At 67.6% G+C, this 11,720-nt stretch carries 9 protein-coding genes; 2 read left to right on the top strand and 7 right to left on the bottom strand.

The genetic code is table 11. The annotated features are described in order from the left end of the window. Positions 1 to 13: 13 nt before the first annotated feature. The 4 genes from EL288_RS23780 to EL288_RS23795 form a co-directional block, all read right to left on the bottom strand. Positions 14 to 517, bottom strand: a complete 504-nt coding sequence (locus EL288_RS23780; RefSeq protein ID WP_003806955.1) for a 2,4'-dihydroxyacetophenone dioxygenase family protein — start codon at positions 515 to 517, stop codon at positions 14 to 16. Positions 518 to 653: 136 nt separating this feature from the next. Continuing rightward, positions 654 to 2,828 carry a TonB-dependent siderophore receptor gene (locus EL288_RS23785; protein ID WP_080701733.1) on the bottom strand — a complete coding sequence of 725 codons (2,175 nt, stop codon included), beginning with the start codon at positions 2,826 to 2,828 and terminating at the stop codon, positions 654 to 656. Between the two features lie 172 nt (positions 2,829 to 3,000). After that, complete coding sequence (ssb, locus tag EL288_RS23790; RefSeq protein ID WP_003806953.1) at positions 3,001 to 3,501, bottom strand: single-stranded DNA-binding protein; 501 nt, start codon at positions 3,499 to 3,501, stop codon at positions 3,001 to 3,003. Positions 3,502 to 3,733: 232 nt separating this feature from the next. Then, positions 3,734 to 4,918 carry an MFS transporter gene (locus tag EL288_RS23795; protein WP_003806952.1) on the bottom strand — a complete coding sequence of 395 codons (1,185 nt, stop codon included), beginning with the start codon at positions 4,916 to 4,918 and terminating at the stop codon, positions 3,734 to 3,736. Between the two features lie 155 nt (positions 4,919 to 5,073). Here EL288_RS23795 and uvrA point away from each other — a divergent pair, with 155 nt between their 5' ends. Continuing rightward, positions 5,074 to 7,932 (top strand): excinuclease ABC subunit UvrA, encoded by a 2,859-nt coding sequence (gene uvrA / locus EL288_RS23800; RefSeq protein WP_010925694.1) that lies wholly within the window; start codon positions 5,074 to 5,076, stop codon positions 7,930 to 7,932. A gap of 57 nt (positions 7,933 to 7,989) precedes the next feature. Then, positions 7,990 to 8,649, top strand: a complete 660-nt coding sequence (locus EL288_RS23805; protein WP_010925693.1) for a glutathione S-transferase family protein — start codon at positions 7,990 to 7,992, stop codon at positions 8,647 to 8,649. A 173-nt stretch (positions 8,650 to 8,822) separates the two neighbouring features. On the opposite strand, the gene EL288_RS23810 is transcribed toward EL288_RS23805, so the two are convergent. The 3 genes from EL288_RS23810 to EL288_RS23820 are packed head-to-tail and all read right to left on the bottom strand — an operon-like array spanning position 8,823 to position 11,685. Next, the gene (locus tag EL288_RS23810) at positions 8,823 to 9,977 is read right to left on the bottom strand and encodes a deoxyguanosinetriphosphate triphosphohydrolase (protein ID WP_080703579.1); all 1,155 of its coding nucleotides are present in this window, start codon (positions 9,975 to 9,977) and stop codon (positions 8,823 to 8,825) included. After that, entirely contained in the window at positions 9,974 to 11,050 is a 1,077-nt protein-coding gene (gene aroB / locus EL288_RS23815; RefSeq protein WP_003806948.1) for a 3-dehydroquinate synthase, read from the bottom strand. Before aroB ends, EL288_RS23810 begins: the two co-directional genes overlap by 4 nt. Beyond that, entirely contained in the window at positions 11,050 to 11,685 is a 636-nt protein-coding gene (locus EL288_RS23820; RefSeq protein WP_003806947.1) for a shikimate kinase, read from the bottom strand. Before EL288_RS23820 ends, aroB begins: the two co-directional genes overlap by 1 nt. Positions 11,686 to 11,720: the final 35 nt, after the last annotated feature.

The following is an 11,720-nucleotide window of genomic DNA, read 5'->3' on the forward strand; positions in this document are numbered from 1 at the left end:
GCTCCTGTCGCGGTCAGCGGATAAGCGAATCGATCGCGGCCCGGCCCAGCCCGACACGCTCGTAATGCGCGCGAGCCTGCTCCAGGCGCAGCAAGACATCGGTAATGCCAGTGACGTCGCCGCGTTCGTCCAGCAACAGGAAGCCCCCTTCGTTGACGGTGAACAGCTCCACGGTTTCCTCGCCGATCACCTCGAAGGTGTGGCTGTCGCCCGGCACTTCCAGCAGGTACGAGCCGGGCCGGTGCTCCCAGTCACGCTCGCGATAATGCCAGCGCCCCCGCAGCGTACAGCCGACCACCCGCCCCAGATGGTAGTGCGTCGGCAGCTGCGCGCCCGGCGCCACGCGAAAGACGCTGTGCCACGCGCCGTTGCGCACATCGAATGCCATCGGGTAGAACCAGGCGCCGGGCGCCAGCGGCACCCAGCAGCGCTCATCGTCGCGGTCCAGCGCCCGGATCAGCTCCGGCGCCTCGTTGCGGGCCGCCAGCCCCGTGCCTCCCGCTATGCCATGCCCCATCGTGTTCTCCTCCAAGTGGTTCGTCTCTTGTTATATCCAGATATCCGGATATCTGGATATAGACTAATCCGCGTCATCCGCGCCGGTCAATGCCGGGTAAACCCGGGCGGACCGCCAGGCGGCCCGCCCGCCGCTCCTAGAATTTCAGACTGGCAGTCAGGCCATAGGTCCGCGGGTCGCCCGCCTTCACGTAGTCGGACGACTGGTACAGCCAGTAGCGCTTGTTGGCCACGTTGTTGATGCCGGCGGTGAAGGTCGCCTCGTAGCCGTGGATCTGCGTGTCGTAGGTGGCGCCGATATTGACGATGGCGTAGTCGTCCACCTGCACCCGGTTGCTGGCGCCCAGCATCGTGTTGCCGGTGTACTTCACATCGGCGCGCAGCTTCAGCCCCGGCACCTGCGGCACCGAGTACGCCAGTTGCGCGGCCGCCACGAACTTCGGCGCTCCCGCCACGCGGTTGCCGGTGAAATCCGAGCCTTTCTTGTATTCCGAATCCAGCAACATCAGGCTGCCTCCCACGTTCCAGTCGCGGGCGATACGCGTGGAGGCGCCCAGCTCCAACCCCTGATAGAGCGTCTTGCCGTCCTGCACCAGCTCGTTGGCGGCATTCGCGTATTCCGCCTTCTTCTCGATGCGAAACAGCGCCGCCGTGGCGGCCCAGCCGTCCTGTTCGGTCTTGATGCCCAGCTCGTACTGCTTGCTCTTCAACGGATCGAGCAATGCGCCGAAGTTGGCGTACGTGGCGCCCACCGACGAGCCCGGCTCCAAGGATTCGATGTAGCTGGCATAGGCCATGGTGCGCGGCGTCAGCTTGTACATCAGGGCAAAGGTCGGCGTCAGCACGCCGTTCTTGTCGTAGCGCGATGTTCGCGCGCCCGTGGCATCGAATCCTTGCTGCGCATAATTCGTATAGCGCAGCCCGCCCAGCACCGACCAGCCGCCGGTCAGGTCGACCGTGTCGCTGGCGAACAGCGCCTTCTGCGTGATCTCGGCCGCGCGGTACAGGTGCAGCTGGCCTTCGCTGTAGTACGTGTTGGTATTGCGCGCGCGCAGGTTGCCCGTGCCCTGCAATTGATAGACCCCGTTGGCGCTGTAGTCGTTCTTCTGCTTCTGCCACGACGCGCCGGCCACCACGTGGTGCTTCAAGGGACCGGTAGCGAACTTGCCCTCCAGCATGGCCTGCCACTGGTTGTAGCCATAGGCCTCGCCATAGTCCGAGCGGTAATCGTCATAGTCGCCCGCCTGGTCGCGCAGGAACAGCACCGACTCGTTGCGGCGGGTACGCGTGGAGCTGTAGCTGTAATTGGTGCTCAGCGTCCATTCGTCCGCCAATTGGTACTTCAAGCCGGTCGAGTAATAGCGGAACGCATTGTCCGCATACGGTCCCTGCCCGACCAGCCTGTCATTGTCGTTGCGCACCGGCGATGGCAACTCGCTGCCGGCCATGGTGCCCGCATAGATCGTGGGCTCCTGCCCGATGGCCTTGCGGTCCTGGTAGATGGACTGGAAGTCCCAGGTCAACCGGTCGCTCAGGCGCGCATCCAGCGCCAGCGACACCGAATCGCGGTACAGCGATCCACCGTTGTAGGTATTGCCCTCCTCGTGCGTGGCATTCAGCCGATAGCCAAACGCGCCGCTCTCGCCCACCCTGCCGCCCAGGTCCACGTGCTCGCGCAGCAGCCCCTTGGACACGTAGCCCAGCTCGACGCTGCGCACCGCTTCGTCGGTCGGCTTCTTGGTGACATAGTTGACCAGGCCGCCCGGCGAGCCGAAACCGTACATGAAGCCCGACGCCCCCTTGAGCAGGTCGATCTGCTCGAAGTGCTCGAACGGCAGCGTCGTGACGTAGCTCAGGAACGGCCGGCCATCGATGCGGTACGAATTCTGCCAATCCAGCGGCAGGCCGCGCACCGTCAGGTAGCTGGCCCACGCGCCATAGGACGCGCTGTTGTCCGTCACCGAGGCATCCAGCGCGAACACGTCTCCCAGCTTGTTGACCTGGCGCTCCTCCATGTCGCGGGCAGTCACCACCGTGGTGGAAAAAGGCGTCTCCAGCTGGGTGCGCCGTCCCAGCGCGCCGGTATCGACCGGCGCCTCCAGATGCTCCAGCGTGTCGTCCACCGGCGCGGCGTTGACCGTGACGGCCGGCATTTGCGCCACGCCTTGCGTATCCGGGACACCCGCCGCAGCGGGCTGGGCGCGCGCGCCGGCGGCAACGGCGCCCAGGGCAAGCATGAAGAGCGCGGGCACGAAGGCGGGCTGCGCCTGCCGGCGCGCAGGGCGCGTACGGCGGGAAGTAGGACGAGGCACGAAATTTCTCCAGTATGGCCAAGAAAAACTCGTGTTTTATTATGAATGCGACTTGTTCGCAATATTATTATTGATTACACAGATCTCCGGATGCCCCGTCGCGCCCTGCTCCAGGCGAAAAAAAACCCTGCCTGGGCAGGGTTTTCGCATCCAGCGATTGGCTGCAAGCGCCTCAGAACGGAATATCGTCGTCCATGTCGGCCAGGTTGGCGGCCGGCGCGGCCTGCGGCGCGGGGCGCTGCGGGGCGGCCGCCGGGCGCTGGGCCGGGGCGCGCTGCTGGCGCGGTGCGTCGTCGTAGCCACCGCCGTAACCGCCGCCGCTGTCGCCGCCGCTATCGCGCCCGCCCAGCATCTGCATCTGGTCGGCCACGATTTCGGTGCTGTAGCGGTCGGCGCCGGTGTCCTTGTCTTGCCATTTGCGGGTCTTCAGGCGGCCCTCGATGTAGACCGAACGCCCCTTCTTCAGGTATTCGCCCGCGATTTCGGCCAGGCGGTTGTACATGACCACGCGGTGCCATTCGGTTTCCTCGCGGCGCTCGCCGCTGGCCTTGTCCTTCCATTGCGAGGTCGTGGCGATCGACACGTTGCAGATGGCCGCCCCATCCGGGCTGTAACGCACTTCCGGGTCGCGACCCAGATTGCCGACGAGAATGACTTTGTTGACGGATGCCATGCCGATGCCCCTCTGTTGCCCGCCCGCGCCGCCGCGTGGAACGTCGCGGCGCCGGCTGCGCATACGAAACTGTGTTTAAGACCGGCTTCATGAAACACGCCGGTCGGTGACCGGCGCATACTGGGTGAAGCCCTGTGATGACCGACATTATCGACGATAACGCATGGCCGCGCCAACCGCCGGCGGCGCAGAATTATCCACCACGCTGTAACATTTTCCGGGGCCGAACGGATCAGCGCAGCGGCCGCAGCGCCCAGGTCACGGCCAGCCACAGGGCCGCCAGCGCGGCGGCGGCGATGTACACGGCGTCGGCCCCGCCGCTGGCCGCCAGCCAGCCGCCCAGCGCGCCGCCGGCGAACAGGCCGGCGGCCTGCGCGGTGTTGTAGAAGCCCAGGGCCAGGCCCTTGTACTGCGCCGGCGCAACGCGCGACACCAGCGAAGGCTGCAGGGCTTCGAGGATGTTGAAGGCCACGAAGAAACCGGTCAGCGCCAGGGCCAGGGCGTAGAAACCGTGAGCGGCCAGCGGCAGCAAGGCGCAGACCACGATCAGGCCCGCCACGGCGGCGCGCAGCGCCGCCCGGTGGGCGCGCCGCTTCTCGGCCACGAACACGGCGGGCACCATCAGCACGAAGGAAACCAGGATGACCGGCAGGTAGACGCGCCACAGGTCGCGCGCGTCCAGCCCGCCCAGGCGCGCCAGCAGCGACGGCGTAACCACGAACAGGGCGACCTGGATCAGGTGCAGCACGAACACGCCGAAATTGAGCCGCAGCAGGTCGGCGTGCAGCAGGACGGCGCGGGCACTGGCGCCCTGCATGGTGCGCGCCTCGGTGCGCGGCACTACCGGCACCATCCAGCGGGCCACCGCCAGGCTGGCCAGGCCCAGGCAGGCAATGGTCCAGAACAGTCCCGACAGCCCCCACCACCCCACCAGCACCGGCGCGGCAACCAGCGACACGGCGAACGACAGGCCGATCGAGCCGCCCACCATGGCCATGGCCCGGGTGCGCACCTCGTCGCGGGTGGCGTCGGCCAGCCAGGCCGTGACGGCCGCCGAAATGGCGCCCGCGCCCTGGATGGCGCGGCCCAGCGTGATCCAGTAGACATCGTCGGCCAGCGCGCAGACCACGCTGCCGATGATGAACAGCACCAGGCCGGCGACCACCACCGGACGGCGCCCCCAGCGATCGGAAGCCAGGCCGAAAGGGATCTGCATGAAGGCCTGGGTCAGGCCGTACATGCCCAGCGCCAGGCCGACGCGCGCAGGGTCGTTGCCGCCGGGCAGGTCGCGCGCAGCCACCGCGAAGACCGGCAGCAGCAGAAACAGGCCCAGCATCCGGCATGCGAACAGGCCGGCCAAGGCCACGCTGGCGCGGCGCTCGGAGCGGGTCAGTTGCAGTTTCTGGTCGGCCGGCATGCAGGCATAGGAAATGAGAAGGGTGACGGAAACGGCCTGGGGCCGGGCGCGCCGGCCGCCCCTCGCGCATGCCGGACAGACTATGGACCAGCGAACGGGGGACGATTCGGCGCGCTATAGTACCAAGTTGGCCTTTGAAACTGCTTAAACGCCCAATGGACGCGATTCGCATTCGGGGTGCGCGCACCCACAATCTCAAGAACGTCTCGCTGGACCTGCCGCGCCACCAGTTGGTCGTGGTGACGGGCCTGTCCGGTTCGGGCAAGTCGTCGCTGGCGTTCGACACGCTGTATGCGGAAGGCCAGCGTCGCTACGTGGAAAGCCTGTCGGCATACGCGCGCCAGTTCCTCCAGCTGATGGACAAGCCCGATGTCGACCTGATCGAAGGCCTGTCGCCGGCGATCTCCATCGAGCAGAAGTCGGCGGGCCACAATCCGCGCTCGACCGTGGGCACCATCACCGAGATCCACGACTACCTGCGCCTGCTGTACGCACGGGTGGGCACGCCCTACTGCCCCGACCACGGGCTGCCGCTGCAGGCGCAAAGCGTCGGCCAGATGGTCGACGCCGTGCTGGCCTGGCCGGCCGAGGCGCGCCTGGCCGTGCTGGCGCCCATTGCGCGGGCCCGCAAGGGCAGCTTCGAGGACGAACTGGCCAGCCTGCAGGCGCAGGGCTTCGTGCGGCTGCGGGTCGATGGCCAGCTGCAGGAAATCGAGCAGCTGCCCGCGCTGAAGAAAACCGAGAAACACGACCTGGACGTGGTCATCGACCGCCTGCGCATCCGCCCCGAAAGCCAGCAGCGCCTGGCCGAGAGTTTCGAGACCGCGCTGCAGTTGGCCGAAGGCCGCGCCATCGCGCTGGACATGGACAGCGGCCGCGAACAGGTGTTCTCCAGCCGTTACGCCTGCCCGATCTGCAGCCACAGCCTGGCCGAGCTGGAGCCGCGGCTGTTCAGCTTCAACAATCCCATGGGCGCCTGTCCCGGTTGCGACGGCATCGGCCAGGTAGGCTTTTTCGACCCCAAGCGCGTGGTGGCCTTCCCGGAGCTGAGCCTGGCCGCCGGCGCGATCCGCGGCTGGGACCGCCGCAACTCCTTCACCCACTCCCTGCTGACCAGCCTGGCCACCCATTACGAATTCGACATCGATACCCCGTTCGAGGAGCTGCCGGCCGAAGTGCGCGAGAAGGTACTGCACGGCTCGGGCGAGGAAGAGATCGCCTTCTTCTATGTCAATGAAAAGGGCCGCAGCACGGTCAAGCGCCACCCGTTCGAAGGCGTGATCCCGAACCTGGAGCGCCGCTGGCGCGAAACCGACTCGGCCACGGTGCGCGAGGAGCTGGGCAAGTACCGCAACATCAAGACCTGCCCGGACTGCGGCGGCTCGCGCCTGCGTCCCGAGGCGCGCAACGTGCTGATCGGCAGCGAGCCGCGCGAGGGCGAACGCCATGGCCAGGCGATCTTCGAGGTCGAGAGCATGCCGCTGTCGGTGTGCCTGGACTGGTTCCGCCAGCTCCAGCTGACCGGCGCCAAGCAGGAGATCGCGCAGCGCATCGTGCGCGAGATCGAGGCCCGTCTCAGCTTCCTGAACAATGTCGGCCTGAACTACCTGTCGCTGGATCGCAGCGCCGATACGATCTCGGGCGGCGAAGCCCAGCGCATCCGGCTGGCCAGCCAGATCGGCTCGGGCCTGACCGGCGTCATGTATGTGCTGGACGAGCCATCCATCGGCCTGCACCAGCGCGACAACGACCGGCTGATCGGCACCCTGCAGCACCTGCGCGACCTGGGCAACAGCGTCATCGTGGTCGAGCACGACGAGGACATGATCCGCTGCGCCGATTGGGTGGTCGACATGGGCCCGGGCGCCGGCGAGCACGGCGGCCAGGTGGTGGCGCAGGGCACGCCGGAGGCGGTGCAGACCGACCCGCAATCGCTCACCGGCCAGTACCTGAGCGGCGCGCGCGCCATCGAGATCCCGGCGCGCCGGCCGGTCGCCGACGACCAGCCCTGGCTGCACCTGTCCGGGGCCACCGGCAACAACCTCAAATCGGTCGATCTGCGCATCCCGGCGGCGCGCCTGGTGTGCGTCACCGGCGTCTCGGGCTCGGGCAAATCCACCCTGGTCAACGATACGCTGGCGGTGGCGCTGGCGCGCCAGCTCAACCATGCGCAAGGCGAGCCGGCGCCCTATGCCGGCCTGGCCGGGCTGGAGCACTTCGACAAGACCATCAGCGTGGACCAAAGCCCGATCGGACGCACGCCGCGCAGCAACCCCGCCACGTACACCGGGCTGTTCACGCCCATCCGGGAACTGTTCGCCGGCGTGCCCGAAGCGCGCGCGCGCGGCTACGACCCGGGCCGTTTCAGCTTCAACGTCAAGGGCGGACGCTGCGAAGCCTGCCAGGGCGATGGCGTGGTCAAGGTCGAGATGCATTTCCTGCCGGACATGTACGTGCCGTGCGACGTCTGCCACGGCAAGCGCTACAACCGCGAGACGCTGGAAATCCGCTACCGCGGCCGCAACATCAGCGAAGTGCTGGACCTGACGGTCGAACAGGCGCTGGAATATTTCGAATCGGTGCCCGCCATTGCGCGCAAGCTGCACACGCTGATCGATGTGGGCCTGTCGTACATCCGGCTGGGGCAAAGCGCTACCACGCTGTCCGGCGGCGAGGCGCAACGGGTCAAGCTGTCGCTGGAACTGTCGCGCCGCAGCACGGGCCGCACCCTGTACATCCTGGACGAGCCGACCACCGGCCTGCACTTCCATGACATCGAGCTCTTGCTCAAGGTCCTCAACCAACTGGTCGACAGCGGCAATACGGTACTGATCATCGAGCACAACCTCGACGTCATCAAGACCGCCGACTGGCTGGTGGATATGGGGCCGGAAGGCGGCGACGGCGGCGGACGCGTGGTCGCGCAGGGCACGCCCGAGCAGGTGGCGGCCAGCCCCGACAGCCACACCGGCCACTACCTGGGGCGGGTATTGCGCAACGGCAAACGGCGCTAGACTAGGGCGGCACGGACGCGAACCGCCCGCCCCCCCCTATCTTGCCGCCAGGCCGCCATGTATACCCTGCTGATCGCCAACAAGAACTACTCGTCCTGGTCCCTGCGCGCCTGGCTGGCGCTGCGCCAGGCCGGCATTCCGTTTGAAGAGCAGAAGCTGGGCCTGCTGACCGAGGCCTTCACGCAACGGCTGCAAGCCATAACGCCGGCCGGCCTGGTGCCGGTGTTGCTCGACGGCGATTTCGCGGTCTGGGATTCACTGGCCATCTGCGAGTACGTGGCCGAACGCCATCCCGACGCGCAGCTGTGGCCGGCCGACCGGCGCGCGCGCGCCCGCGCGCGGTCGCTCGCGGCGCAGATGCACAGCGGGTTTGGCGCCTTGCGCCAGACCATGCCCATGAATATCGAGGCCCGGCTGCCGGGCATCGACCTGAGCGCGGCGCAGGCCGATATTTCGCGTGTGCAGGCCATCTGGCACGACACGCGCGCCGAATTCGGCCAGTCGGGCCCGTTCCTGTTCGGTCGTTTCTCGATTGCCGACGCGTTCTACGCCCCCGTGGTCTCGCGCTTCCAGACCTACGGCGTGGCCGCCGCCGGCGCGGTGCGCGACTACATGGAGGCCGTGCAGGCCCTGCCGGCCATGCAGGCCTGGACCCGCGACGCGCTGGCCGAAGCCACCTTCGTCGCCGACGACGAACCGTACCGCACGCACCGCTGAGCCGCGCTACGCGGACGAAAAAATCCGCCGGCCCCGTTGCCGTCAGCAGATGCCCCTGGACTGCCGCGGAGCCGGCGAATAAAAGCACGGCGAAGTGCTGGCCCTATCCTAGCCCGGCGAGCCCTCGGCCCGCACCCCCCATTTGGGGTAGGCCGCATGGGCGAGGCAGCCCCTCAGCCCATTTCGAACAGCCGCCGATGCTCGCGGATCGCGTAGCGATCGGTCATGCCGGCGATGTAATCCGAGATGGCGCGCGCCTGGTCCTGCGGCTGCTCGCGCCGGTAGTCCGGCGGCAACAGGCGCGGATCGCCCAGGAAGGCCTGGAACAGCTCACGCACGATGCGCTGGGCCTTGGTGGTCATGCGCACCACGCGGTAGTGGCGGTACAGGTTGTCGAACAGGAATTTCTTCAGCTCGTCGGCCTCGCGCCGCACCGCCGCCGAGAACCCCGCCAGCGGCGGCGCCCGGCGCACGTCGTCGGCGCTGGCCGGCGCATGGTCGCGGATGCGCGCCAGCGAGGTGGCGGTCAGGTCGACGATGAGCGTATTGATCATGCGCCGGATCGTCTCCGAGGTGGCGCGGCGCGGCGCCAATCGGGGATAACGGCGCGCCACCTCGGCGTAGTGGCGCGCGAAAATGCCCACCTCCTGCAGCTGCTCCAGGGTGATCAGCCCGGAGCGCAGCCCGTCGTCGACGTCATGATTGTTGTAGGCCACCTCGTCGGCCAGATTGGCCAGCTGGGCCTCCAGCGACGGCTGGGTGCGGTCGAGAAAGCGCTCGCCCACCGCCCCCAGCTGGCGCGCATGCGTGGCCGAGCAATGCTTCAGGATGCCTTCGCGGGTCTCGAAGCACAGGTTCAGGCCGTTGAACTCGGCGTAGCGCTCTTCCAGTTCGTCGACCACGCGCAGGCTCTGCAGATTGTGCTCGAAGCCGCCCGCCTGCGGCGCCAGCTCGCGCATGCAGGCGTTGAGCTCGTCCTGCCCGGCATGGCCGAACGGCGTGTGCCCCAGATCATGCGCCAGCGCGATGGCCTCGGTGAGATCCTCCGAAACCCGCAGGCTGCGCGCCAGCGTGCGCGCGATCTGGGCCACTTCCAGGCTGTGGGTCAGGCGGGTGCGGAACAGGTCGCCTTCGTGGTTGACGAAGACCTGGGTCTTGTATTCCAGGCGCCGGAACGCATTGGAATGGATGATGCGATCCCGGTCGCGCTGGAACTCGGTGCGGTTCTCTGGCGGCGGCTCGCTGTGCCTGCGCCCGCGCGTTTTTGACGGGTCGGATGCATAAGAAGCCAATTCGTTCATAAGCACTACCGTCCCGTCCTTGTTCATCGCGTGGTTCGTTCCAGCGCGGTCCGCACGTCCGCCTCCGGCGCCGCCCGGCTCAAGGCCTGGCCTATGCGCGGCATCAGCACGAAACGGATCTCGCCGCCTTCGGTCTTCTTGTCCACCTGCATCAGCGCCAGCCAGCGCTCGGCGCCCAGGTCCGGCGCCACCGTGGGGCAGCCGATCTCGCGCACCAGATCGCGCACCCGCTGCACATCGGCGGCGGGAAAGCCCGCTGCCAGGGTGGACAGCTCGGCCGCCTGCACCATGCCGCAGCCCACGGCCTCGCCGTGCAGCCACTCGCCGTAACCCAGGCCGGACTCGATCGCATGGCCGAAGGTATGCCCCAGGTTGAGAATGGCGCGCAGGCCGGACTCGCGCTCATCCTGCCCCACCACCTGCGCCTTGAGCTCGCACGAGCGCCGGATCGCATAGGCCAGCGCCCTGGGCTCCAGCGCGCGCAAGGCGCCGACGTTGTCCTCGCACCACTGCCAGAAACCGGCATCCAGGATCAGGCCGTACTTGATCACCTCGGCCAGTCCCGCGGACACTTCCCGCGCCGGCAGCGTGCCCAGCACCTCGGTATCGATCTCCACCGCCACCGGCTGGTAGAAGGCGCCGATCATGTTCTTGCCCAGCGGGTGGTTGACCGCGGTCTTGCCGCCCACCGACGAATCCACCTGCGCCAGCAAGGTGGTCGGCACCTGCACGAAGCGGATCCCGCGCATGTATACGGCGGCCGCGAAACCCGTCATGTCGCCGATCACCCCTCCGCCCAGCGCCACCAGCACGGCGCGCCGGTCCAGGCGGTTTTCCAGCAGGGCGTCGAAAATCAGGTTCAGGGTCTGCCAATCCTTGTGCGCCTCGCCATCGGGCAACTCGATGCGCAGCACCCGCTTGCCGGTGCGCGCCAGGGCCGCCTCGACGCGCGCGCCGTACAGGCCCGCCACGGTCGGGTTGGTGACCACGGCGATGGCCGTCGCGTCGGCCGGAATCGACGCGTCCAGCGCATCCAGGCGTCCGGGGCCGATATGGATGGGATAACTGCCACCGGGCGTGGCGACCTCGACAACGTCCATTATTTCTTCTCGTAGGCTTGCAGCTTGGGCAGCAGGGACTTCACCAGCGTGGCGATGGGCATGCTGCCGGTATCGATGACCAGATCGGCCACCTCGTTATACAGCGGTTCGCGCGCCACCATCAGCTCGCGCAGGGTAGCGCGCGGATCGGCGGTGGCCAGCAAGGGGCGGTTGCGATCGCGGCTGGTGCGCCGGAACAGCTCTTCCACGCTGGCGCGCAGGTAGATCACGATGCCGCGCTCGCGCAGGGCCTGCCGGTTCTCCGCGGCCAGCACCGCGCCCCCGCCGGTGGCAAGAATTATCTGCCGGCGTTGGGTACACTCTTGCAATGCGGCAGCTTCCCGCCGGCGAAACCCGGCTTCGCCTTCGATTTCGAAGATGACCGGAACCCGCACGCCGCAACGCGCCTCCAACTCATGGTCGAGATCGATGAATTCGCGCCTCAGCGCACGCGCCAGGCCTCGCCCTATGGTGGTCTTGCCGGCGCCCATCATCCCCACCAGAAAGATCGGCAGGTCGTGCGGCAGGAACGCCGCCGGCTCGTCACCGGCGCAGGCTACAGGGTGGGCGGCCTCCTGGTCGCCCGGTTGCGGGTCGTTGGCGGACGCCGCGCATAAATTAGCGGAAGCATTCATGCCGGCATTATCCCATCGCTGTCAGTTGCCCGCTT

It is taken from the genome of Bordetella bronchiseptica (assembly GCF_900636925.1).
Lineage (GTDB): Bacteria > Pseudomonadota > Gammaproteobacteria > Burkholderiales > Burkholderiaceae_B > Bordetella > Bordetella pertussis.